This window comes from Staphylococcus sp. SUC_1.2, assembly GCF_026222585.1.
Genome location: NZ_JANJPM010000010.1, coordinates 24,950 through 50,973, shown reverse-complemented (window position 1 = coordinate 50,973; position 26,024 = coordinate 24,950). Strand labels below are relative to the sequence as shown.

Here is a 26,024-nt window from a genome sequence, read left to right as displayed (position 1 = left end):
TAAAACGAATTATCTTACATACACCAATTTTACACTAGTTGATTACAAAGTTATAGTTTTTTAATGTAATCTTTAATAAAGCGTAATGCTTCTGAGATATTCTCTGGTTGCGTACCGCCACCTTGAGCCATATCTGGACGACCGCCACCTTTACCACCAACTAATGGCGCCATATTCTTAATGATATCTCCAGCTTTAATTTTATCTGTCTGTTCTTTTGGTACAGTTGCTATTAGTGATACCTTTTCACCTAAATCACTTGCTAAGATTATAATAGCATCTTGTTGTTTAGATTTGAAATCATCCATAGTTTGTCTTATTTCTTTAGCATTAGAAACTTCAACTTCTGTAGCTAATACTTTAAAGCCATTAATTTCTTCAATTTGATCCTCAATATTGCCCATTTTAAGTGAAGTGATTTCCTTATTTCGCTGTTCTAATTGTTTATGAAGGTTCTTTTCTTCTTCTTGTAGCTGGACAATTTTATCAAATACTTGATTATCAGATTTAACTTTAACTTGATCTTTAATAGAATTAAATTTATTTTGAATATCTTCTAAATGTAAGAATGCTGACTTACCAGTAAATGCTTCAATACGTCTAACGCCTGCACCTGTACCTGATTCACTTATAATCTTGAAAAGTCCAATTTCTGCAGTATTATCAACATGTATACCACCACATAGCTCAATTGAGAACGGTGCCATATTAACAACGCGCACAATATCTCCGTATTTTTCTCCGAATAACGCCATAGCACCCATTTGTTTTGCTTCATTAATAGGCATCTCTTGTATATTAACTGAAATACCTCTCCAAATTTCTTCATTTACACGTCTTTCAACTTGATCAATTTCGTCTTGAGTCATCGGACCAAAATGTGAGAAGTCGAAACGCAAACGCTCACTTTCAACTAACGAACCTGCTTGATTTACATGTTCACCTAATACTTCTTTTAATGCAGCGTGAAGTAAATGAGTGGCACTATGATTTTTTTGGATGTCTTTTCTTTCATCCCTATTAACACTTGCATCTACATCACTATTAATTGTAACTTGACCAAATTGGATGACACCTTGATGTAAGTTTTGACCATTAGGTGCTTTAGTTACTTCAGTTACTTCAATCTCAAAGTTCTCATTACCTACTGTTCCTTTATCAGCTACTTGCCCACCACTAACTGCATAAAATGGAGTTTCTTTTAAAATGAAATATACAGTTTCTCCTGGTTCAGCAGATTCAACTTTCTCTCCATTATAAATTAAATCAGTTAACGTAGTCTGATAATCTGTAGTTTCATATCCGACAAATTTGCTTTCAGTGGTAATATTTTTAAGAACTTCACTTTGGATTTGCATTGATTGTGAACTTTGTCGAGCTTCTCTAGCTCGTGTACGTTGTTGATCCATTTCTTTTTCAAACGTTGCCATATCCACAGAGATGTTTTCTTGACTAGCTAATTCTTCTGTCAATTCAATTGGGAATCCATAAGTGTCGTATAATTTGAACGCATCTGAACCGTTAATTTCATTATTAGATGATTTAGCTTTTGCTAATAAATTATTCAAAATTGCTAAACCTTCTTGAAGTGTCTCATGGAAACGTTCTTCTTCTGATTTAATAACACGCTTAATAAAATCAGCTTTTTCTTTAACATTTGGATAATATGGTTCCATTATCTCTGCAACGATGTCAACTAACTTATACATAAATGGTTCATTAATGTCGAGAGTTTGACTAAATCTGACTGCTCTACGTAGAAGTCGACGTAAAACGTAACCTCTTCCCTCATTTGCAGGTAAAGCGCCATCAGCAATAGCAAATGCAATTGTACGAATATGGTCCGCTATTACCTTAAAGGCAATATCATGTTCGTTGTTTACTAAATATTTTTTGTCAGCTACTTTTTCAACTTCATTAATGATTGGCATAAATAAGTCTGTTTCATAATTTGTTCTTACGTTTTGAGAAACAGAGGCCATTCGTTCAAGCCCCATACCTGTATCAATATTTTTATTTGGTAATGGTGTATAAGTGTTGTCTTTATTATGGTTAAATTCACTAAAAACTAAGTTCCAAACTTCTAAATATCTTTCATTTTCCCCACCTGGATACATCTCTTCTGATGGATCATCTTGACCATATTCATCTCCACGATCATAGAAAATTTCAGTGTTAGGACCAGATGGACCCTCACCGATATCCCAGAAATTACCTTCTATTCTAATAATTCGACTTTCTTCTAATCCAATTTCATCATTCCAAATACGATAAGCTTCAGAATCTTCGGGATGAATAGTTACATATAATTTTTCAGGTTCCATGCCCATCCAGTTTTCACTAGTTAAAAATTCCCACGCAAAGTGGATTGCTTCTTTTTTGAAATAATCACCAATTGAAAAGTTACCAAGCATTTCGAAAAATGTATGATGTCGTGCAGTAAATCCTACATTTTCAATATCATTTGTTCTAATTGCTTTTTGAGAATTGACTATTCTAGGCTTTCTTGGTGTTTCTCTACCATCGAAATATTTCTTTAAAGTTGCTACACCAGAATTTATCCATAATAATGAATCGTCATCAATTGGCACTAAAGGGGCTGAAGGTTCAACCATATGACCTTTTTCGACGAAGAAATCAATATATTTTTGACGAATTTCACTAGCTTTTAAATTTTTCATTTCCGACACTCCTATATCAACATATTTTAACTAAAAACAAAAAAACGTTCATCCTCAAAAAAAGGGACGAACGTTTTCGCGGTACCACCCTAGTTATAAACAATCTATCTTTAAGCTGCAAAAATTATCGCTTGATAGAAAACATTTATCACTCAATTAAAATATAAAAATGACATGAAGTAGCGTTCAACAATATACATTGCACTTTTCACCAACCAGTACATCTCTATATAAGTAATAATTGCCTACTCATCTTCATGCGAACTTAAGATTATTTTAAGTATTTTCAAACTAAATGTCAACGCTCAACAAAATCATAAGGAGAAACATCCCCCATATTAATCATTGGATTGATTTGATATAACGTAGATTCACTTAAAATGACTTGATCATCTTTAGTATCAACGTCGTGAATTGTATTCATTGCCTCTTCATCTTTACTCACAGTATTTGAAATTGTTACATCACTTTGTTTATGGTCTATATCAAAATATGACAAGATTAGCTCTTGCAATTGTGTATGTCGTAATTGTCCTTGCGTATTTAATCCAATTTCAAATGCGGTTGAATCTCCAAGTAATACTAATGATTGTTTAGCACGTGTAAGTCCTGTATAAAGTATTGGTCGCTGTAACATTCTAAAATACTGCTTGACGATAGGCATAATTACAATAGGAAATTCAGATCCTTGTGATTTATGAATAGATGTGCAATAAGCATGTGTTAATTCTAATAAATCTTGACGAGTGAAAGTAATCTCGTTACCTTCGAAATCAACAACCATAACATCTTTATTTAAAGCATTTTCTTTAGCCCAAAATATACCAACAATTATTCCTATGTCACCATTGAAGATATTATCATTAGGACGATTAACTAACTGAAGAACCTTATCACCTTTACGAAACTTTATATCACCAAATTCAATTTCTCGTGTATCTTGTGCCTTAGGGTTTAAAATATCTTGTAATACTTGATTTAATCTTTTAATACCTGCGTTACCCTTATACATAGGCGCCAAGACTTGAATATCACTCATATCATAACCCTTATTAACTGCACTTGAAACTACTTTTTCAACTACTTTAGGAATTTGATCGACATTACAACTTATAAAACTCCTATCATGAAAACGCTTTGTAATATCTATTGGCTCACCGTGTTTCATACGATGCGCTAAATCGATGATACTTGAACCATCTTGTTGACGATAAACTTCAGTTAGATTAACTCGAGGTATTGCCTTCGAATCAATAAGATCCTTAAATATTTGACCTGGTCCAACTGAAGGTAATTGATCTTCATCACCGACTAAAATAATTTGTGCATCTAGGGGAACTGCACTTAAAAATTGGTGAAACAACCATGTATCTACCATCGACATTTCGTCAATAATTATGAGCTTTGCTTTAATTTCATTATCTAGAATGTCTTCTGGTTGTGTTTCTTGATTCCATCCAATTAGACGATGAATTGTCATTGCTTCCAACCCTGTAGATTCTTGTAATCGTTTAGATGCTCTACCTGTTGGTGCTGCAAGGACAATAGGATAGTCATCTTCTTGATAGTCTGAGTAACTAAGAGAAAGACCATGTACCTCTGCATAAAGCTCAACGATTCCTTTGATTACTGTTGTTTTACCTGTACCAGGACCACCGGTTAAAAGCATAATTTTAGAATTAATTGCAGTTTGTAAGGCCTCTTTTTGAGATGGTGCATAATGTACATTATTACTAGTCTCTATATCCCCTATATGTATCTGTAAATCAGATTGTTCTATTTCTTTTAGCTTATGTTTGTATGTTTTAATTCGATATAAATTTTGAACACTTTTGAGTTCGGAGTAATAAAGACTAGGAATGGCGACTCGCTCATTGTTTACAATAATTTTTTGTTCCTCATTTAATAATTCGAGAATATTTTCAAGCTGTTTTGAATCGATACTATCACTGGAATGAGCATCCATTAGCATGTCTAATGTCACTTCAATGGCATAATCTAGTGATAAATAGGTGTGACCTTGTTTTATACATTCTTCTTCTAGCGTATATAATAATCCTGCTTTCAATCGTTCTGGATCATTAAAACTAATGCCATTATTTCTAGCTAAAGTATCAGCTTTATTAAAACCAATTCCTTTAATATCATAAACGAGTTGATAAGGGTTATTTTCGAGCACATTTAAAGTCTCGGATTGGTAAAATTGATAAATCGCCATTGATAATTTAGGTCCGAAGCCTAAATCATGTAATCGAATCATAATTTTTTCGGACTCTTGATTGGCATTAATTTGATCAGCAATTTGCTTTTGTTTCTTTTTCGGTAAATTTGAAACCTTCTCTAAAACTGATGCGTCTGTCATAATATCATTTATCGCATTTTCACCAAGTGTATTTACAATATTTTGAGCAGTTTTTTTACCTATACCTTTGAATAAGTCACTTGATAAATATGTAATAATAGCATCCTTAGTTTGAGGGACCTCTTTTTCAAAAGTGTCGGCTTTCAATTGCTTGCCATAACGTGGGTGCTCTACCACTTGTCCTTTAAAAGTGTATACATCTCCTTCCACAATATTTGGAAAGAACCCTACAACTGTTGGTAAATTACCAAATGATTCATTAGTTTCAATTGTTTCCACTTTAATGACTGTATAGAAATTATCATTATTTTGAAATAAAATAGCATCTACAGTACCTTTAATCATTGAATAATCAAATAGTGTAGGGTCAGACATATTACTCCTCCTCATTCTTTATAGCTTCAAACGTTTTCTTAGCATGTTGACTTAGCAAGTGATTTGGATCTATAGATATAGCCTTGTCAAAATAAGACATAGCTAAATCAAGATCTTCAGTATCCATGTAAGTGGCTAAACCAAGATTATATAAAGCATCGACATGCTTTGAATCTATATCTAAAACAATTTTTAGTTGATTTATAGCTTGGTTAAACATTTCTAAATGACATAGTGCCAGACCATATTGAAATTGAACTTCTGCATCTTGATTCTTATCTAATTCTGCTGCAGTCATAAAGTAAGGTAAAGATTCTGTTGGTGCATCTAATTGGTTAAATGACATACCAATCATGTAATTAGTATCTATTTTATCCATATTGTATTTAGATGCCAATTGATATAGTTTAATAGCATCACGGTATTTACCTTGATCGTAATAAAGATTGGCTAAGTTGTAATACACTGCACCATTTTTATCATCAATCGTAATTGCTCGTTGAAAGAAACGCTCAGCCTTTTCAATTTCATTAATATCAGCTAATACTATTCCTGCATTGATATAATTTTCAATGGTATTTGGTTCTTCTTCTATGTTTTGAAATAAAGCTTTTAAAGCATCTTCAAGTTGACCATTTTGAATCCACTCATAAATCGTATCTTGTTTCGTTATCATGATTCCACCCAATCTTAAAATTATCTTACGAGAAACGCAGTATTTAATAAAATAAAGATGTAGTAGTATTTTGGAGCAAGACATAAACAATATTTTTGCAAAATTTATTTTAAGTCAATTACTGCCAATATATATTTGTAGCCTGAGGCATTGAATTATGTCCCAGGCTCTTAACAACTCCATCTTTTGTTGGTTTAATTAAACAACATAACTTAACTGACCTGTTGTTTTAAATACATCATCGATAGTTGCTCCACCTAGACAAACTTCCTCATCATAAAATACAACGGCTTGTCCAGGTGTGATAGCACGTACTGGTTCATCAAATGTAACGCGTAAAGCATTTTGACTTTCACGTTGAACAAAAACCTTAGTATCTTTTTGACGATATCTAAATTTAGCAGTACATTCAAATCCGTTGTCCAAATCAACTGGATTTACGAAAGAAAAATCGGAAGCTATTAAATAGTCACTATAGAGAGCATCATGATGGAAACCCTGTTCAACGTATAAAATATTGTCTTCTAAGTTTTTACCTACAACGAACCATGGATCACCATCTCCGCCGATACCAAGTCCATGTCTTTGACCAATAGTGTAATACATTAATCCGCTATGCATTCCCATTTTATCGCCATTCAACGTACGCATTTCTCCAGATTGAGCTGGTAAATATTGTGATAAGAATGTTTTGAAATTACGCTCTCCAATAAAACAGATGCCTGTAGAGTCTTTCTTTTTAGCTGTTGCTAAATCTTGCTCTTCTGCTATTTTACGAACTTCTTTTTTATCAATATCTCCAATTGGAAACATAACTTTAGACAATTGTTGTTGAGATAGTTGATTTAAGAAATAAGTTTGATCTTTATTATTATCTACACCTCGTAACATTTCTACATGGCCATCATCATGACGACGTATTCTTGCGTAATGTCCTGTTGCTACGTAATCTGCGCCCAATTTAAGTGCATGCTCTAGAAAAGCTTTAAACTTAATTTCTTTATTACACATTACATCTGGATTAGGCGTACGACCTTTTTTATACTCATCTAAGAAATAAGTAAAGACTTTATCCCAATATTCTTGTTCGAAATTAACGGCGTAGTATGGAATACCAATTTGATTACATACTGCGATAACGTCATTATAGTCTTCTGTTGCAGTACAAACACCATTCTCATCAGTGTCATCCCAGTTTTTCATGAATATTCCAATAACATCATACCCTTGGTCTTTTAGCACATGAGCTGTGACTGAACTGTCAACACCGCCAGACATACCTACAACTACACGTATATCTTTATTAGACACATTTATTCCTCCTTAAATTTATGATATATTTTGTGAATTTCAGCTACGATATATTTTATTTCTTGATCTGTTGTTAATTCATTAAAGCTAAATCTTACTGAGTGTTTAGCACGTTCTTCATCTTCATACATTGCTGCTAAAACATGAGAAGGTGTTGTTGAACCAGCTGTACATGCAGAGCCTGAAGATACATAAATGTTAGCTAGATCTAAAAGTGTTAGCAAAGTTTCCACGTCTATGAATGGGAAATATAAATTTAGAATATGTCCTGTTGTATCGATCATAGAACCATTTACCTCAAAAGGAATCGCACGTTCTTGTAGACTAACTAAGAATAATTCTTTTAATTGCATTAAATGTAAATTATTATCATCTCTATTCTTATGTGCTAATTCTAGTGCTTTTGTTAAACCAACAATTTGTGCTAAATTTTCTGTTCCTGCACGTCGTTTAGTTTCTTGTTCTCCTCCTAGTTGAGAGTACTCTATTGGGGTTTTATCTCTAACTAATAAGACACCTACACCTTTAGGACCGCCGAATTTATGTGCTGTCAAACTTAAAGTATCCATTTTAAAATCTTCAAAATTAACATCTAAGTGTCCGATTGCTTGAACTGCATCTACATGAAATAATGCGTTTGACTCACTAACAATATCTTCAATATCATACATAGGTTCAACAGTTCCAACTTCATTATTAACAAACATTATTGAAACTAAAATAGTGTCATTCGTTAATGCTTCTTTAAGTTGATGCAAATCTATTGCACCTGTATCATCTACATCTAAATAAGTGACATCATATCCTTCTTTTTCCAATTGTTCAAACACGTGTAAGACAGAATGATGCTCAATTTTAGTTGTAATAATGTGATTTCCAAGATGTTCATTTGCGTATACTAATCCTTTAATGGCTGTATTATTTGATTCAGTTGCGCCACTTGTAAAAATGACTTCGCTAGGCTTAGCATTCAATAATTTAGCAACTGTTCTTCTTGATTCATCTAGATAACGACGTGCATCTCTTCCTATAGAATGAATAGACGATGGATTACCAAAATGTGATTTATAAATTGTCATCATCTCTTCAATTACTTCTGGTTTGACAGGTGTAGTTGCAGCATAATCTGCATATACTTCCATTTTTAAGTACACTCCTCACAATATTATCAATGTTCCTATAATAGCACCTGAATAGAAATTTTTCTATATAGTTGTTCATAAACATAAATTTTTCCATTATTTAATATTTTAACACTCAACCACTTTCAAAATTAACCCCACATTAACTTATAAATATTTTTAAATGTACTTTAATTAAATTATTAATATTTTTTCACTAACATTATCGATTATGAGCATTTCAATATAAATTAAACTACATATTTTGTTAAACTGAACCATATTAATTTTATATGAGGAGATGAAAACTGTGGGTAATCTAAAGGTATCTGCATTAAATTTAGTTCCAATAAGAGAAGGTCAGAGTGATAAAGAAGCAATTGAGGATATGATTAGTTTAGCTCAAAAGTTAGATTCACTTAATTATGAAAGATACTGGATTGCAGAACACCATAACGCACCAAATTTAGTAAGTTCTGCAACTTCTCTATTGATTCAACATACACTTGAACATACGAAACGTATTAAAGTTGGATCTGGAGGGATTATGTTACCAAACCATGCTCCTCTAATAGTTGCGGAGCAATTTGGAACAATGGAAACACTTTTCCCAAACAGAGTTAATCTAGGCTTAGGTAGAGCTCCAGGGACTGATATGATGACAGCTAGCGCATTGAGACGTGATCAGCATAATGGCGTATATGAGTTTCCTGAAGAAGTTGAACAATTACAAACTTATTTTGGACCTGGAAATAAACAAGCTTATGTAAGAGCTTATCCTGCTGTAGGTAAAAATGTACCATTATACATTCTTGGATCATCTACTGATTCAGCTCATTTAGCTGCACGTAAGGGATTACCTTATGTCTTTGCAGGTCATTTTGCACCTCAGCAAATGAAAGAGGCTATTCAAATATATAAAGAACTATTTGAACCTTCTGACGTATTAGATAAGCCTTATATGATTGTATGCTTGAATGTGATAGTAGCTGAAAGTGATGAAGAAGCTGAATACCTAGCAAGCACTTTAGCTCAAGTATTTATTGGTATTGCTCGTGGTAGAATGCAACCAGTACAACCACCTACAAATGACTTACAAGCTCTTCTAACACCTAGAGAATTTGAAATGGCTAAACAAAGATTTAATGATTCGCTAATAGGTTCAGAGGAAACAGTTAAAGAGAAGTTAGAAGCATTTATTGAAGAATATGGTGAAATTGATGAACTCATGGGAATCAGCTATATTTATGATCAAGAAAAGCAATTTGAATCCTTCACTCGTTTACAGAATATTATTGAAAAATTGAATCAATAATCAATATTAAAATTTAAAATTGATGGATAGTGAGAGAATTAAGGTATAATTTGGAGTGGGATATTATTTAATCTCACTCCTTTTATTTGCTTATAAACATTTAGGTATTAGTGCTAAAACAACATTAAATTTAATAAAAATGTTTTGAATTACCTAATTTATAAATATTTATTTACACATAAAAAAGCGATAACATCAAATGTTATCGCTCAAAAATTTAATTATTTATCATCTTTTTTGTCATCGTTGTTTTTTTCAGTATATTCATTGATTTTGTCTTTAGCTTTATCAACTTGTTCGTTATCGCTATTTTTAAATTTATCTGCTGCATCTTTCGCTTTATCCATGAATCCCATAATGAAATTCTCCTTTCAAATTTAAGAATATTTTTATCGATCAAGTATCAAGTTAATTCTGAGATACAAAATAAAGAATGTACCGTACTGTTGTAATTATTATTTACCACACACATTTGTATATAAACATATTTTTTAAAATTAAATATAAAACATGTAACCATCAAGTTTATCATCAGTTTCGACATAGTCTGCTAGATATTTTAAAGTAGTATTATCTAATACTTCTCTAACAGCATCTCTCATTCTTAACCATAACTGTTTTTGTGCAGGTGGTTCTGATTCAATACTTTCGACTATCGTTATAGGACCTTCTAGTAAACGAATAATATCGCCTGCTTTAATTTCGTCAGCTGGTACTCTAAGTTGATAACCACCTTTGGCACCACGAACACTTCGAATTAAACCAGCATTTCTTAAAGGACCAACTAATTGTTCGAGATATAAATCACTCAAACTGTTTTCTTCAGCAATTGACTTTAAAGATACGCATCCTTGCCCTTCTCTTTTAGCAAGGGAAATCATTAAAGTTAAGCCGTATCTCCCTTTCGTTGATATTTTCATAACATTACCTCACTTAATTCGAATAATATATAATACCATTCTAGCATTTTTTCAGTTAAGATAGTATTAGAAAGGTGTGAAAATAGTGATTACAGAACCTTTAGCTTCAAGAATGAGACCTACTAACATTGACGAAATCATTTCGCAGCAACATTTAGTAGGACCTAGAGGCATTATTAGACGAATGGTTGAAACCAAAAGATTATCATCAATGATATTTTATGGGCCACCAGGCATTGGTAAAACGAGTATTGCGAAAGCAATTTCTGGTAGCACTGACTATAAATTTAGACAATTAAATGCAGTTACAAATTCAAAAAAAGATATGCAAATGGTAGTCGAAGAAGCCAAAATGTCTGGTCAAGTCATTCTTTTATTAGATGAAATTCACCGGTTAGATAAAGCTAAACAAGATTTCTTATTACCACATTTAGAAAATGGTAAGATCGTCTTGATTGGTGCAACAACTTCAAATCCATATCATGCAATCAACCCAGCTATTCGCTCTAGAGCTCAAATATTCGAACTGTATTCATTAGATCATGATGATGTGCGACTCGCAATCAATAGAGCATTAAATGATTCTCAACGTGGCTTAGCTAATTATCATCCCAAAGTAGATGAAGATGCATTAGAATATTTTGCTACGCAAAGCCAAGGAGATGTTAGAAGTGCTTTAAATGCTCTTGAATTGGCTGTTTTAAGTGCTTCAGTTGAAAATGAAATTAGACATATTACTCTCCAAGATGCTAAAGATTGTTTGCAAAAAGGTGCTTTCGTAAGCGATAAAGATGGAGATATGCACTATGATGTTATGAGTGCTTTTCAAAAATCAATAAGAGGTAGTGATGTAAATGCTGCATTACACTATTTAGCAAGATTAATTGAAGCTGGCGATTTACCGACTATTGTAAGACGCTTATTAGTCATTAGTTATGAAGATGTAGGATTGGCTTCACCTAATGCGGGACAACGTACGCTTGCAGCCATTCAATCGGCAGAGCGACTGGGGTTCCCGGAAGCGAGAATACCTCTTAGTCAAGCTGTAATTGAGCTTTCATTATCACCTAAATCCAACTCAGCAATCACTGCGATTGACAGTGCACTTAGTGACATACGTAAAGGTAATATAGGCCAAATTCCTGACCATTTACGAGATGGACATTATGCTGGAGCTAAAGATTTAGGTCGTGCCATAGGTTATAAGTACCCTCATAACTATGAAAATGGACACGTCATTCAACAATACTTGCCAGATAAACTCAAAAATAAAATTTATTATGAGCCTAAATCAACATCAAAAAGTGAACAACAATTTAAAACTATTTATGATAATTTAAGAAACAAAAAATAAAAAAGACTATGAATCAATTAGCCATTATAAATGACTTTTAAATTTGATTCATAGTCTATTATTTATATATTCCCTTTATCTTTAATACGGCGTACAGGTATATTTTTTAAAATGTCATTTACTACGTAACTCGCACAGATTAATCCTACTGTACTTGGTACAAATGCATTTGATGATGGAGGCATTTGCCCTTTACGATTAATAGCGTTTGCATCTCCAACGGTTGCTTTTACATCTTCACGAATTACAATAGGACTTTCATCAGAAAACACGACAGGTACACCCTTTTTTATACCTTGACGCTTTAGTTTATTACGAATAATTTTAGCCATAGGGTCCATATAAGTTTTAGAAATATCTGCTATTTTAAATCGTGTAGGATCAGTTTTATTAGCTGCCCCCATACTTGAAATCATCTTAATTCCTCGTTCTAAACACTCTTTCATCAGATGAACTTTATATATTATAGTATCACTTGCATCGATAAAGTAATCAATATCATAATTATTAAATAAATCCTCATATGTCTCCTCAGTATAAAACATGTGAAGTGGTGTTACTTTACAATCAGGGTTAATAAGTTTAATACGTTCTTCCATCAAAGTGACCTTACTTTGTCCGATAGTTGTAGTGAGTGCATGTATTTGACGATTGACATTTGTGATATCTACGTCATCTTTATCGATTAAAATAATATGACCAATATTGGTTCTTGCTAATGCTTCGGCAGCAAATGAACCAACACCACCTACCCCAAGAACTGCAACTGTTTTTTCTTTTAATAGATCTAAACCCTCTTGTCCATATGCTAATTCGTTTCTTGAAAATTGATGTTTCATTTTAAACTCCTTTATAAAAAACAATACGATAACTTTATATTAACAGAAAAAGACAAATAAAAATACGCAAGACATAAAGCCTTGCGTACCGGTAGAGTCCGTGATTGCCGTAGTTATAAAAAGCTTGATCATTCGGCCTGCTATATACAGGTGGGTGCCCTGTTTCTTGTTTTGCAAGTCCTCCAATTGAGGCGTGTGCGCTGCAAGAAAACCTATTGGGCTCCCTGATCAAAAAGTGTTAGGCCCAAATAAAAAGCAAACGTACGAACAATACAGATGACTACCTTATGTTTATATATTACCACAGAGGTATAAATAAAGAAATCCTTATGAACTAGATAGAAATGTATATTTTGTGAAGCAAAACTATAATAAAATTAAGTTTAAATAATATTATTATAGTTTTTTAAAGACTGAATATAATTCTAAAAGAAAAACACTAAATAAAAGTCACCAAAATCTATTGTGATTTCGATGACTAATGTATTTATATCCTTCTATATGTTAAATCTAATGACGAATACGTAAAGAAAGCTCTTCTAATTGTTTATCTGAGACTTCACCTGGTGCATCTGTAAGCAAGCAAGTCGCAGAAGCTGTTTTAGGGAATGCAATTGTATCACGTAAGTTTGTACGATTAGTTAGTAGCATTACTAAACGGTCTAAGCCTAGTGCAATACCGCCATGTGGTGGTGCACCATATTTAAATGCATCTAATAAGAATCCAAATTGTTCTCTAGCTTGTTCTTTAGTGAATCCTAATACTTCAAACATTTTTTCTTGTAATTCACCGTCTGCAATTCTGATTGATCCCCCACCTAATTCATAACCATTTAAAACGATGTCATATGCATTCGCTTGTGCGTTTTGAGGTTCTGAATCTAATTTACTAATATCCTCTTGTTTAGGTGAAGTAAATGGATGATGTGCAGCTACATAACGTTTAGCATCTTCATCATATTCTAATAACGGCCAATCTGTTACCCATAAGAAATTAAGTTTATTTTCATCAATTAAACCTAATTCTTTGGCAATTTTAATACGTAAAGCACCTAAACTTTGAGCTACTACATTTGGTTTATCAGCGACAAACATTACTAAGTCTCCTGATTCAGCTTGTGTAAGATCTTTTAAAGTTGCAACATTTGAATCTTCAAAGAAACGAGCGATTGGACCACTCAATCCATCATCAACAACTTTTACCCATGCAAGTCCTTTAGCACCATAAATATTTACGAATTCTGTTAATGCGTCCATGTCTTTACGAGTATAATTGTCGGCTGCACCTTTAGCTACAATGGCTTTTACTTCGCCGTTATTTTCTACAGTATCTTTAAATACTTTAAAGTCCATTTCACGACCTAACTGTGATACATCTTTAAGTTCCATTTCAAAACGAGTATCAGGTTTATCTGAACCATAGCGTCTCATCGCTTCTTCATAAGTCATTCTAGGGAAAGGACCTGATACGTCAATGCCTTTAACATCTTTAACAACTTTTCGTAACATTTCTTCACCCATTTGAATCACATCTTCTTGATCAACGAAACTCATTTCAATATCGACCTGAGTAAATTCAGGTTGACGATCTGCACGTAAGTCTTCATCACGGAAACATTTAACAATTTGATAATATTTGTCAAAACCACTAATCATTAATAATTGTTTAAATAATTGAGGTGATTGTGGTAATGCATAAAATTCTCCTTCATGAACTCGAGAAGGTACTAAATAATCTCTGGCACCTTCTGGTGTAGATTTAGTTAAAACAGGAGTTTCAATATCGAAGAAACCATTGTTATCTAAATATTCACGAATAGCGCGTGTTGTTTGATGTCTCATTTTGAATGTTTGTGCCAACTCTGGACGTCTTAAATCTAAATAACGGTATTTTAAACGGATGTTTTCATCAACATTTTGATTTTCTTCATTAATAGAAAATGGTGGTGTTTCTGATTTATTGATAATTGATATATTAGAAACTTGTACTTCTACTTGACCAGTTTTAATTTTAGAATTCACAGTATCAGGATCTCTCTTTGTTACTGTTCCCTCAACTTCAACTACATATTCTGATCTTACTGTTTCAGCAACACTTAAAGCTTCTTCAGAGAAATCAGGGTTAAAGACGATTTGCACGATACCTTCTCTGTCACGTAAATCGACAAAGATTAAACCACCTAAGTCACGACGATTATGAACCCAACCTTTTAAAGTAACTTTCTGGTTTAAAAGTTCTTCTGTAACTAAACCACAATACGTTGTTCTTTTACTCATTTATATTCTCCTTTTTATTAATTATTTTTTTCTTGAAAATAATTTACTAAGTTATTTAAGTTAATAGTTTCTGTTTCACCTGTTGACATGTCTTTGACATCAATCACTTCATTTTCAAGCTCTTGATCACCGATAACAACAGTATATTGAGCATTCAAGCGATCAGCTTGTTTCATTTGGCCTTTAACTTTACGTTGTAAATAATCTTTGTCGGCTTTTATACCCGATTTTCTGAGTTGATTTAAAAGCTTAACGCTGTATCGTTCAGCTTCTTCACCCATAGTAACGATAAAAAGATCAAACGTATCCTCGACGTCCAATTCAATTCCTTCTTCTTCAAGCGCCAATAACAATCTTTCAATACTTAAAGCGAAACCAATACCCGTTTGATTTGGTCCATCTAATAATTCAAGCAGTCCATTATATCGACCACCACCACATAAGGTAGTTATTGCACCATCATAATTAGGATTATCCATCATTAACTCAAAAGCAGTGTGTGTGTAATAATCAAGACCACGTACAAGGTTAGGATCTTCAACATATGAAATACCTAAATCATCTAAGTGAGTCTTCACTTCATTAAAGTAAGCTTTTGAATCGTCATTTAAGTAATCAGTAATTCTTGGCGCATTTTTAACCGCTTCTTTATCTCTATCAATTTTGCAATCTAGTATTCTCATTGGATTTGTGTGTAATCTTGATTTACAATCATCACAAAATGTATCTATCACTGGCTCAAAATGACGTATTAGTGCCTCATTATATTCTTTACGTGAATCAGCATCACCAATACTATTGATAACTAATTTTAAATGTTTAAGACCAAATGATTCATAGATATGCATCACCATAGCTAGAACTTCAGCATCCATGCTCGGATTTTCAGCGCCAATCGCTTCAACGCCGAATTGAGTGAATTGACGGTATCGTCCTTTTTGTTTACGTTCATATCTGAACATTGGCCCATTATAATATAATTTAACAGGCTGATTTGGAATACCTTGCATTTTATTCTCAATGTATGAACGTACAACAGCTGCAGTTCCTTCTGGTCTTAAAGTTATGCTTCTGTCACCTTTATCTTTAAAAGTGTACATTTCTTTTTGTACGACATCTGTAGAGTCACCCACGCCACGTGCAAACAAATCTGTACTTTCAAATATCGGCGTGCGGATTTCTTTATAATTGTATAATTTCATTAATTTATCAAGTTGATTTTCAATGTAACGCCATTTACTAGAATCTTCAGGTAAGATATCTTGTGTACCTCTAGGAATTCTAATCACACAATCACTCCTTCTTTGTATTTTTACAAACTCTCTTTAATAAAAAAAGTCCCTTATATAGCATTTCTACTATACAAGGGACGAATCGCCGTGTTGCCACCCTAATTGTAATTAAATTCGTTAGTAAAACTTAATTACCACTCAAAACGTGTAACGTACGTCAAACGGCTTAATCTATTAAAGCACCTGTTCTTGTGTTCAAAGTAATAAATTACTCAGTATAATCTTCCAGCCATGGATTATATCTCTTCACAATATCAATTATTGCTACCTCTTTCATTTATACTTTCAAGAATCATAACGGTATTATATATAAAGTTCACTAATTATAATAACGAGTTTATGCATAGTTTGCAAGCTTTAAGATGCAAAATATTGTTTTAAACCATCCACTACAGCTTCCTCTACAACTTGTCGATGGATTTGATTTCGTATCATTACCTCATCTGTTGGATTACTTATATATCCTAATTCTAATAATACGGCTGGCTTATTGGTTTGTCTGAGTACTTGGAAGTTCTCTTGTCGAGTTCCTCTATTAAACAACATGGCTTTCTTTTGTATGTTTGTATTTAACGTTTCAGCTAAAGCTTCTTGATTATTTTTATACCAATAAACAGTTGCACCATTAGCATTAGGACTATCAAGAGAATCATTATGTATACTAATGTATGCATCACCATTAAGTTTTCTATCATCTAAGCTAACATATGTATCATCAGAACGTGTTAATTTAACTGTTGCCCCCGCTTTTTCAAGAGCACGTCTCAGTTCTTTAGCTGTTTTTAAAGTATAGTTCTTCTCCAAACTCTTTTTTGAAGTATTACTGGATGCACCCTGGTCATTGCCTCCATGGCCAGGATCTAAGACAATGACCTTATTTTTCAAAGGGTTTACTTTTTTATTCGCACCCGCTTCAATATTTAAGCTTGTGTGCCATCCAGCTATCCAACCTTTTTCAGAACCATCTCTGCTTTCAACTTCTATCCATTTACCTGATTTACTCAATCTAGTAAACGTATCACCTTTTTCGACTTGGTAAATCACAGGATAAGCAGCATTTGGACCAGTTCGTAACTCAGCATTCTCTGAAACTGTAATTCTATTACTCCCTTGATCACTATGATTCATTAACATAAATAATAATATTAAAAATAATATAAAAGCACCTACAACTATCAATGTTGTTAGATTTTTAAGGTCATGTTTAGATAACCATGCATCTACTTTGTTCATATTATTTTGCCATCCTGACTTTCATAGATAATAGTAACTGGACCATCATTGATAATTTCAACTTCCATATCAGTACCAAATTCACCTGTTTTCACTTCAACGTCATAAGCTTTTAAAGCAGTGTTAAATTTTTCGTATAACACATTAGCTTCTTCAGGATTTTTTGAATTTGAAAATCCTGGTCTATTACCCTTACGTACATCAGCATATAAAGTAAATTGTGAAATAGATAAAATTTGACCTTCAACTTGTTGGATACTTAAATTAAGTTTGCCATTCTCATCTTCAAACAAACGAGCGTTAATAATCTTTTTAGCAACTGCATCTATATCTGCTTCTGTTGTATCCTTACCTATTCCGACTAAAAGACAGAAACCCTTGTCGATTTCATTGTGAATGCTTTTATTTGTAACTGCTGCTCTTTTTACTCTTTGTACAACTACTTTCATATTAATAGCACCTCATTAATTCCAAACTCTTGACACTGTATATACATCACTTAATTGTTTTAGTTTTTCAACTACACGGAATACATCATTAACATTACGCACCATAACACTAATAGTGATAATTGCATTTTTATCAGTATCAGACCGCCCATTGATTTTAATAATACTTCCAACTGTAGAATTAACGGCTTGTATTACTTCATTTAATAAACCATTACGATCATATGCACTAACTTCTAAATCTACTTGGTATTGTTGAGTAGAATCTTTAGATTTAACCCACTCAACTGCTATTAATCGTTCTGTTTCATTTTTAACATTAGGACAATCTGTACGATGCACTTTAATACCATGTCCTTTAGTGATATATCCTACAATATCATCTCCAGGGATTGGATTACAACATTTTGAAAGCTTTATCAATACATTCTCTATACCTTCGACATATACACCACTATCAGTGATGATATCATCTTTAATCGGAAGTGATTTAATAACTTCCTGTGCCTCGTTTAGCGCTTTTTGTTTATCTTGTATACGTTGTCTTTCGGTCAATTTATTAACAACCTGTAATGCTGTTACACCACCAAATCCAACTGCTGCAAATAGGTCATCATCATTTGCAAAATTGTATTTCTCATTAACAACTTCTATATTTTTATCAGTTAAAATATCATCTACTCTAAAGCCCTGTTCTTTAATTTCTGCTTCGACCATAAACTTACCTTTTTCAATGTTAGATGAACGGTCTTGTTTTTTAAAGAAACCCTTAATTTTACTTTTAGCGCTTGATGATTTAACTATCTTAAGCCAATCTCTACTAGGTCCATAAGAGTGCTTACTTGTACGAATTTCAATAATATCTCCGGTTTGAAGAACATAATCAATAGGAACAATTTTACCATTAACTTTTGCACCAATCATCTTATTTCCGACTTCGCTATGAATAGCATAAGCGAAATCTATTGGAACTGCTCCATAAGGCAATTCAATAACATCACTTGCAGGTGTAAAAGCGTATACTTTATCACTTTGTAAATCATATTTCAGTGATTCCATAAATTCTTGTGCGTCAGATGATGTATGATCAGCTTCAGCTAATTCTTTTAACCAATTTAATTTATTTTGAAAATCTTGGTTCTTTTCATTAACTGTTTTTCCTTCTTTATATGCCCAATGAGCTGCAACACCATGTTCAGCTATTTCATGCATTTCATACGTTCTAATTTGTATTTCTAAAGGGTCTCCATTAGGACCAACTACAGTGGTATGGAGAGATTGATACATATTCTGTTTAGGCATTGCAATATAATCTTTAAATCTTCCGGGCATTGGTTTCCATAATGTATGGACTAACCCTAAAATTGCATAACAATCATTAATAGAATTAACAATTACACGAATAGCTAATAAATCGAATATTTGATCAAACTGCTTTTTTTGCTTCATCATTTTTCGGTATATACTATAAATATGTTTAGGTCTACCGCTAATTTCTCCAGTGATGTCCATTTTAATCATTTCTGTTTGAATTTTATCTATTGCATTAGCGATATAAGCTTCCCGTTCACTACGCTTTTTCTTCATTAAATTGACAATACGGAAATACTGAACACTGTCTATATATCTTAGTGCAGTATCTTCTAATTCCCATTTAATCGTATTAATACCTAATCTATGTGCTAACGGTGCATAAATTTCTAGTGTCTCTTTTGAGATACGCACTTGTTTTTCTCTAGCCATAGCTTTTAATGTTCTCATGTTATGTAATCTATCGGCTAATTTGACAAGTATCACTCGAACATCTTTTGCAATTGCAATAAATAATTTACGATGATTTTCTGCTTGTTGTTCTTCTTTAGAGCGGTATTTTACCTTTTTAAGTTTAGTAACACCATCAACAATACGCGCTATTTCTTCATTAAACATATCTTTAACATCGTCAAATGTGTACGGCGTATCTTCAATGACGTCATGCAAAAAACCTGCCACTATCGTTGGACCATCTAAACGCATTTCTGTTAATATGCCCGCTACTTGAATAGGATGCATGATATACGGAAGACCATTTTTGCGGAACTGTCCTTGATGGGCTTCATAAGCTATATGGTAACTTTTTAGAACATATTGATAATCGTCAGTTGATAAATATGATTTAGCTTTATTTAGCACTTCATCAGCGCTATATGGATACTCGTTATTCAATATATGACACCCCAACTCATTTGTATTTCAAATACTCAACTCATATTCGAATTTTTGAAAATTAAGAAAACATACATTGTCCTTCATTAATCCGAGTATATCATCTATTTAGATATAGAAATGCGAGTATTACTTTAATTTTATCAAATGTTAAAAGAACTACAAAAGCCTTAACATTTTTATAAATAATAGTTCTATGATACTACAAGTTTTTAAATAAATAAATGGTGTTACGCTGAAATCAAATCAAGTAAACAATTTAACGAAAAAATGGGAATGAGATAGAATCCCATTACGAATTCATTATCTCATTCCCAAAAATTGTTAGACATTAAAAACATGTTAATATGTCTTTTTATTCTAGTCATCTATTCATCATATGAAATTAAACTCATAACATCATAATCTTTAATTTTTTCGATACCATTTAAATATTTAAGTTCGATTATGAATGCAATACCTACGACGATGCCTCCTAGTTTTTCAACTAATTTAATAGCTGCTTCAATAGTACCACCAGTAGCTAATAAGTCATCAGTTATAAGTACACGCTGCCCTGGTTTAATGGCATCATTGTGCATCGTTAAAATATTTGTACCATATTCTAAGTCATATTCATATCGGATGACTTCACGAGGTAATTTACCTTCTTTTCTAACAGGTGCAAAACCAATGCCCATTGAATACGCTACTGGACATCCAATGATAAATCCTCTAGCTTCCGGACCTACAACAACATCTACATCTCTGTCCTTAGCATATTTTACAATTTGATCGGTAGCATAACCATAAGCTTCCCCGTTATCCATAATTGTAGTTATATCTTTAAAACTTACCCCCGGTTTAGGCCAATCTTGCACTTCCGAAACATATTGCTTTAAATCCATTTATCTATTTCCTCCTATTTACTAACCCTTCTGTGATTTGATCCAAGTTTTTAGTTGCGTGAAATCATCATATAGTAAAAGTTTCTCAACTTCCATTCTTGATTGTCTTAATTGATAAACGCGACTTGTTTCAATATTTTGTTTGTTAGCATTATCTACAATTTTAATTATACCATTTTCTTCTGTAACAAAACCTAACTCATAAAATACTTTAAGCATAAATTTTAAAATATTAGGTTTAACATTCAAATGTTGACACAGTAACATACCCTCTTGTTCAAGATTGGTTTCTTTTTTGGTCATTAGCGCTTTGAAACAGCTTTTAAATTGATTTGACGTGGGCATACCATCAAAATATATACTCTGCTGATGTTGCAGTACTAAATAGAGTTGTGAATAATTTAAGTTTTTGAGACTATCTTTAAGACTGTCTAAATCATTGGGCAAGTCTCTTAAAATTACTACTTCATGTTCTTGATCGATTTTATCACCATAATAATAGTAATTATGATTCAATTTTTCTTTTTTAGGGTGTATTAAAAAAGCAACTTTAGTATCGTTTGGGTCTATATTTAATTGTTTACGTTTACTTCGGTAATCTAATATTTGTTCATTATTCGTTGCTATATCTTGAATAATAAACTGTGGTGATTGATTTCCGTTCCATTCATTGATTTGTAAATTTCCTAGTAGATTGATTGGTTGACCAGGTTCAATTTGAGTTGCTAACTGACCATTTTTCCAAAATATGCTTTGTAATTGTAACTGACCGGTTACTAATTTTAAATGGTTTTTATCTTTTCCAATTGCTCTAACATCAACGACTTCATTATCATCAATTTCCAATAATGGTTTTTCAAAGTCTGTGCCAAATGGACTTAGTCTTTGAATATCACGAATGTTATTTATAGAAATATCATTCTCTTCTAATTTAACTGATACATGTTTTGTCGGCTCTAGTGACGTATGTTCTGATAATTTAAACATCCAGTCATTTAATCCTTGCTCTAATGCTTCAATATAATCTATCTCCATAGTCATACCCGCAGCCATATGATGACCACCAAACTTAGAAATTAAATCTTGATGTGCACTCAAAATTTCAAACATTGAAACTTGTTCTATACTACGAGCTGATCCTTTAGCATGATTTTGTTCTAAATCAATATTCAAAATTAAGGTAGGTAATGCATATGTCTCAACAATTTTAGATGCTACTATACCTAAGACACCTTCATGCCAATTTTCTTTAGCTAATAGTAAAAATTGATTGCCATTATTTACTTTTTCTTCAGCAATGGCTAGTGCCTCATCAGTTATCTGAGCTACTATTTCTTTACGTTCAACATTAAAATGTTCTACTTGTTCAGCAAGAAATTCAGCTTCTTCTTCATCTTCGGTCATTAATAACTCAGCAGCTAATGATGCATCCTCTAATCTACCAACGGCATTAAGTCGCGGCCCTATAATAAAACCTACAGTTTCTTCGTTAATCGTGTCATTATAACCAGCTTGGTTAAGTAATGCTTTAATTTGAATCGGGCAGCTTTGATTTAAAAATGATAAACCTTGTTTTACTATAGAGCGGTTTTCATCTGTCATTGACACTAAATCTGCTATAGTACCAATCGCAGCTAAACTTACAAAATAATTAGGAGGATTGTCTAATAAAACTTGAGACAGTTTGTAAGCTACACCAGCACCACATAAAAAGTGAAATGGGTATTCATACTCTGGATGCATTGGATGTACGATGGCATACGCTTCAGGCAAAGTATGTCCAATTTCATGATGATCAGTTACTATGACATCAACTCCTAGCTTTTGTACCATTTCAATCTCTTTATGACCTTGTATGCCATTATCGACAGTTATGATGAGAGACACGCCTTCATCATATGCATTTCTAAATGCAAGTTCATTAGGACCATAACCTTCTGAAAATCGATTAGGAATATACCAACCCACTTCAGCCCCTAATGTCTGCAATGTTTTAACTAATATAGTTGTAGAAGTGACACCATCGGCATCATAATCACCATATACCAATATACGCTCATTTTTATCAATTGCTTCATTGATTCGAGTCACCGCTTTTTCCATATCACTTAATAGCCATGGATCGTGGTTAATGATAGTTTCATCTAATAAGGCTTTAATTGACTCATCATCAGTTATCGATTTACTTTCAAGCAGTTTTTTTATAATCGGTGTTAATTGATATTTTTTTATTAAAGTTTCATTTATGTATTCTGTTGGAGGTTCATAGAGCCAGTTATATTTAGATTTAATCATGTAATTATCCTCCCTTTTTCCAAAAGCCATTATACCGAAAATTCAACTAAATAAAAAGTAAACAACGTTTAGTTGATAAAACTATTAATGATACTAGAAAAAGAGTAGAACATTGAATGCAATGTCCTACTCCCTAATAATTTATACTAAAATCTTTTCATCATTTGATTTTTTCTCTTTGTATACCGTTAATTTACCGTTATCTGCTTTTTTAAGTTGTCGTTTCTTCATTATACCCCATAAAGGAACAGCGATAAATACTGAAGAGAATACACCAGATACTAATCCAATTAATAATGCTAATGAGAAATTGAATAAGCTTGATGCCCCAAATATTAAAATCGCAACTACGACAACAATTACCGTTAAAACAGTATTAACGGAACGAGTCATTGTTTGACGAATAGAGCGATTAACGATGTAATCGATTTGCTCTGGTTTAGTAATGACTTTAATTTTATGCAGATTTTCCCTTACACGGTCAAATGTTACAATCGTATCATTAATTGAATAACCTACGATAGTTAGTACTGCTGCAATAAATGTAATATCAACTTCCAAACGAAGTAAGCTGAATAATGCAACAATCATAAAGACGTCATGCAGTAATGCTAATACTGATGATAGACCCATTCTCCATTCGAATCTTAGTGAAACATAGATAATAATACCTATTGCCGCATAGATAAGAGCCTTCATAGCGTTTTTAGCTAATTCTTGTCCAATCATTGGTGATACTGTATTTACAGTTGGTTTATGACCGTATTCATTGTTCACTTTTTTGTTAAGTTCTACAACTTCATTTTTAGATAAATCTTTCTTAAATTGCACAGTTGCTTGTTTATTGTCACTACCATTAATTTGAACTTGATCTGGAGTTAATCCCATGTCTTTCATCGTACGTTCAACTTTAGGTTGAGACAATTTTGTATCAGAGTCGATATCAACACGCGTACCTGCAGAGAAATCAATACCTAAGTTTAATTTGAATATACTTAAAATCACAATACCAACAATCAAAATCAGAATACTGAATCCGATTAATGGTTTGGCTAATTTAACAAAATTCCACTTTTCATATGAAGTTTTAAGATCATGAACATCTACACCTTCATTAATATCATGTCTATTTTTCTTACTAACTCCAAATAGCCAGAATTTCTTCTTAAAGTAATTAGATGATACAAGTAATGATAATAAACCTCTTGATAAAAATACTGCTGTTACAAATATCATAAGAATACCTAAAAGTAACATTGTCGCAAAACCTTTTACTGAACTTTCACCGAAGAAGAATAATACACCTGCAGCAATAACTGTAGTTAAGTTCGAGTCAAATATCGTTAAGAAAGAACTCTTGTTTGCTTTAGAGTAGGCTTGTTTTAACGTCCTACCAATTCGTAATTCATCTTTTATCCGTTCATACATAATTATGTTAGCATCGACAGCCATACCTACACCGAGTACGAGAGCTGCTAATCCTGGTAATGTAAGAACACCAGAAATGAAATTAAATGCTACTAATGTAAGATAAATATAAACAGTTAATGCGATGATAGCAACTAAACCAGGTAGTCTATAGAAACCGACCATAAATAGATATATAATTGCTACGCCTATCGCTGATGCAAATATTGTTTTATCAAGTGCATCTTGACCAAACTGTGCACCTACTGAATTAGAATAAATTTCTTTTAAATCAACAGGTAGTGAACCAGCATTCAGTAATTCTGCAATTTGTTTAGCTCTTTCCACACCTTGTTGACCATGAAATCCACCTGAAATTTCAACACTATCAGAATTAATAGGTTGATCTACTGATGCAGCTGAAACGTATTTACGTTTATCTTCAGGTTTTTCTAACTCTTTATGGTAGCTATCACCTTTTTTATAATCAAGCCATACTACCATCATATTTTCTTGTTTTTTCGAAATTTCTTCTGTTACTTTTTTAAATTTAGCACGATCTTTTAATTTAAATGTAACAGCTGGTTCATTAGTACCTTGCTTAAATTCTTGTTTAGCTGAACCTTGTACAATATCTTTACCAGTTAATTTAACTTTATCATTGGCATCACGAATAGTTAAATTAGCCTGAGAAGATAATATTTTACGTGCCTCATCAGGATCTTTTACACCTGCTAATTGAACTCTGATACGATCTGGATCCTCAACTTGAATGTGAGGCTCAGAAACACCTAGCACGTTAACACGGTTTTCCAAAGTTCTAGCAGTAGATTGCAAGGCTTTTTCATCGATTTTTTTATCCCCATCAAGTGGTTTAACTTGATAAAGAACTTCAAATCCACCTTGTAAATCTAGTCCGAGATTTACATTTTTAACTACATTCTTATATGTAAGCCCCATTCCGACAAACAAAACGGCTACAATTAGTATGAATGCAATTATCCTACTAAATTTCTTCACATGAA

18 protein-coding genes and 1 other RNA gene are annotated in these 26,024 nt (G+C 32.7%); 2 read left to right on the top strand and 17 right to left on the bottom strand.

Annotated features, from left to right (window positions below; translation table 11 throughout):
* Nucleotides 1-50 precede the first annotated feature (50 nt).
* From alaS to NR218_RS05055, 5 genes are all read right to left on the bottom strand, one after another.
* Nucleotides 51-2,681: an alanine--tRNA ligase gene (gene alaS, locus NR218_RS05075; RefSeq protein ID WP_011275599.1), complete on the bottom strand. Its 2,631-nt coding sequence runs from the start codon at nucleotides 2,679-2,681 to the stop codon at nucleotides 51-53.
* 298 nt (nucleotides 2,682-2,979) lie between these two features.
* Nucleotides 2,980-5,418, bottom strand: a complete 2,439-nt coding sequence (locus tag NR218_RS05070; RefSeq protein WP_011275598.1) for an ATP-dependent RecD-like DNA helicase — start codon at nucleotides 5,416-5,418, stop codon at nucleotides 2,980-2,982.
* A gap of 1 nt (nucleotide 5,419) precedes the next feature.
* Nucleotides 5,420-6,091, bottom strand: coding sequence for a tetratricopeptide repeat protein (locus NR218_RS05065; protein ID WP_172458791.1), 672 nt, complete (start codon nucleotides 6,089-6,091; stop codon nucleotides 5,420-5,422).
* Nucleotides 6,092-6,292: 201 nt separating this feature from the next.
* A complete protein-coding gene (mnmA, locus tag NR218_RS05060) occupies nucleotides 6,293-7,405 on the bottom strand; it encodes a tRNA 2-thiouridine(34) synthase MnmA (protein ID WP_011275596.1) in 1,113 nt (370 codons plus the stop codon).
* Nucleotides 7,406-7,407: 2 nt separating this feature from the next.
* Entirely contained in the window at nucleotides 7,408-8,547 is a 1,140-nt protein-coding gene (locus NR218_RS05055; RefSeq protein ID WP_016930850.1) for a cysteine desulfurase family protein, read from the bottom strand.
* A 280-nt stretch (nucleotides 8,548-8,827) separates the two neighbouring features.
* Here NR218_RS05055 and NR218_RS05050 point away from each other — a divergent pair, with 280 nt between their 5' ends.
* On the top strand, nucleotides 8,828-9,841 hold the full coding sequence (locus tag NR218_RS05050; protein ID WP_011275594.1) for an LLM class flavin-dependent oxidoreductase: 1,014 nt from the start codon (nucleotides 8,828-8,830) through the stop codon (nucleotides 9,839-9,841).
* Nucleotides 9,842-10,062: 221 nt separating this feature from the next.
* Here the strand turns inward: NR218_RS05050 and NR218_RS05045 are convergent, their stop codons facing one another.
* Together NR218_RS05045 and cymR are read right to left on the bottom strand one after the other, a co-directional pair.
* Nucleotides 10,063-10,197 (bottom strand): SAS049 family protein, encoded by a 135-nt coding sequence (locus tag NR218_RS05045; RefSeq protein WP_011275593.1) that lies wholly within the window; start codon nucleotides 10,195-10,197, stop codon nucleotides 10,063-10,065.
* A gap of 141 nt (nucleotides 10,198-10,338) precedes the next feature.
* Complete coding sequence (cymR, locus tag NR218_RS05040) at nucleotides 10,339-10,761, bottom strand: cysteine metabolism transcriptional regulator CymR (protein WP_033080142.1); 423 nt, start codon at nucleotides 10,759-10,761, stop codon at nucleotides 10,339-10,341.
* An 85-nt stretch (nucleotides 10,762-10,846) separates the two neighbouring features.
* Here cymR and NR218_RS05035 point away from each other — a divergent pair, with 85 nt between their 5' ends.
* Nucleotides 10,847-12,115, top strand: a complete 1,269-nt coding sequence (locus tag NR218_RS05035) for a replication-associated recombination protein A (RefSeq protein WP_011275591.1) — start codon at nucleotides 10,847-10,849, stop codon at nucleotides 12,113-12,115.
* A gap of 62 nt (nucleotides 12,116-12,177) precedes the next feature.
* On the opposite strand, the gene NR218_RS05030 is transcribed toward NR218_RS05035, so the two are convergent.
* The 10 genes from NR218_RS05030 to secDF form a co-directional block, all read right to left on the bottom strand.
* Nucleotides 12,178-12,954: a ThiF family adenylyltransferase gene (locus tag NR218_RS05030; RefSeq protein ID WP_011275590.1), complete on the bottom strand. Its 777-nt coding sequence runs from the start codon at nucleotides 12,952-12,954 to the stop codon at nucleotides 12,178-12,180.
* 91 nt (nucleotides 12,955-13,045) lie between these two features.
* Nucleotides 13,046-13,236: non-coding RNA, 6S RNA (ssrS, locus tag NR218_RS05025), on the bottom strand.
* A 228-nt stretch (nucleotides 13,237-13,464) separates the two neighbouring features.
* Entirely contained in the window at nucleotides 13,465-15,231 is a 1,767-nt protein-coding gene (gene aspS, locus NR218_RS05020; protein WP_011275589.1) for an aspartate--tRNA ligase, read from the bottom strand.
* Between the two features lie 17 nt (nucleotides 15,232-15,248).
* Nucleotides 15,249-16,520, bottom strand: coding sequence for a histidine--tRNA ligase (gene hisS / locus NR218_RS05015; protein ID WP_011275588.1), 1,272 nt, complete (start codon nucleotides 16,518-16,520; stop codon nucleotides 15,249-15,251).
* Nucleotides 16,521-16,880: 360 nt separating this feature from the next.
* Complete coding sequence (locus tag NR218_RS05010; protein ID WP_037558159.1) at nucleotides 16,881-17,756, bottom strand: N-acetylmuramoyl-L-alanine amidase; 876 nt, start codon at nucleotides 17,754-17,756, stop codon at nucleotides 16,881-16,883.
* Nucleotides 17,753-18,205: a D-aminoacyl-tRNA deacylase gene (dtd, locus tag NR218_RS05005; protein ID WP_265848419.1), complete on the bottom strand. Its 453-nt coding sequence runs from the start codon at nucleotides 18,203-18,205 to the stop codon at nucleotides 17,753-17,755. The genes NR218_RS05010 and dtd overlap by 4 nt, the downstream gene beginning before the upstream one ends.
* Before the next feature lie 15 nt (nucleotides 18,206-18,220).
* The gene (locus NR218_RS05000) at nucleotides 18,221-20,410 is read right to left on the bottom strand and encodes a RelA/SpoT family protein (RefSeq protein ID WP_265848418.1); all 2,190 of its coding nucleotides are present in this window, start codon (nucleotides 20,408-20,410) and stop codon (nucleotides 18,221-18,223) included.
* A 368-nt stretch (nucleotides 20,411-20,778) separates the two neighbouring features.
* Nucleotides 20,779-21,297, bottom strand: a complete 519-nt coding sequence (locus NR218_RS04995) for an adenine phosphoribosyltransferase (protein WP_011275584.1) — start codon at nucleotides 21,295-21,297, stop codon at nucleotides 20,779-20,781.
* A 21-nt stretch (nucleotides 21,298-21,318) separates the two neighbouring features.
* Nucleotides 21,319-23,592, bottom strand: coding sequence for a single-stranded-DNA-specific exonuclease RecJ (gene recJ / locus NR218_RS04990; protein ID WP_033080139.1), 2,274 nt, complete (start codon nucleotides 23,590-23,592; stop codon nucleotides 21,319-21,321).
* A 141-nt stretch (nucleotides 23,593-23,733) separates the two neighbouring features.
* On the bottom strand, nucleotides 23,734-26,019 hold the full coding sequence (gene secDF / locus NR218_RS04985) for a protein translocase subunit SecDF (RefSeq protein ID WP_016930845.1): 2,286 nt from the start codon (nucleotides 26,017-26,019) through the stop codon (nucleotides 23,734-23,736).
* Nucleotides 26,020-26,024 lie beyond the last annotated feature (5 nt).

Coding starts and splice junctions, on each gene's coding strand:
- NR218_RS05070 (WP_011275598.1), bottom strand. CDS start 5,418: ATGTCTGACCCTACACTATTTGATTATTCAATGATTAAAGGTACTGTA.
- NR218_RS05030 (WP_011275590.1), bottom strand. CDS start 12,954: ATGAAACATCAATTTTCAAGAAACGAATTAGCATATGGACAAGAGGGT.
- NR218_RS05055 (WP_016930850.1), bottom strand. CDS start 8,547: ATGGAAGTATATGCAGATTATGCTGCAACTACACCTGTCAAACCAGAA.
- NR218_RS04995 (WP_011275584.1), bottom strand. CDS start 21,297: ATGGATTTAAAGCAATATGTTTCGGAAGTGCAAGATTGGCCTAAACCG.
- alaS (WP_011275599.1), bottom strand. CDS start 2,681: ATGAAAAATTTAAAAGCTAGTGAAATTCGTCAAAAATATATTGATTTC.
- NR218_RS05010 (WP_037558159.1), bottom strand. CDS start 17,756: ATGAACAAAGTAGATGCATGGTTATCTAAACATGACCTTAAAAATCTA.
- recJ (WP_033080139.1), bottom strand. CDS start 23,592: ATGATTAAATCTAAATATAACTGGCTCTATGAACCTCCAACAGAATAC.
- cymR (WP_033080142.1), bottom strand. CDS start 10,761: ATGAAAATATCAACGAAAGGGAGATACGGCTTAACTTTAATGATTTCC.
- NR218_RS05050 (WP_011275594.1), top strand. CDS start 8,828: ATGAAAACTGTGGGTAATCTAAAGGTATCTGCATTAAATTTAGTTCCA.
- dtd (WP_265848419.1), bottom strand. CDS start 18,205: ATGAAAGTAGTTGTACAAAGAGTAAAAAGAGCAGCAGTTACAAATAAA.
- NR218_RS05045 (WP_011275593.1), bottom strand. CDS start 10,197: ATGGGATTCATGGATAAAGCGAAAGATGCAGCAGATAAATTTAAAAAT.
- aspS (WP_011275589.1), bottom strand. CDS start 15,231: ATGAGTAAAAGAACAACGTATTGTGGTTTAGTTACAGAAGAACTTTTA.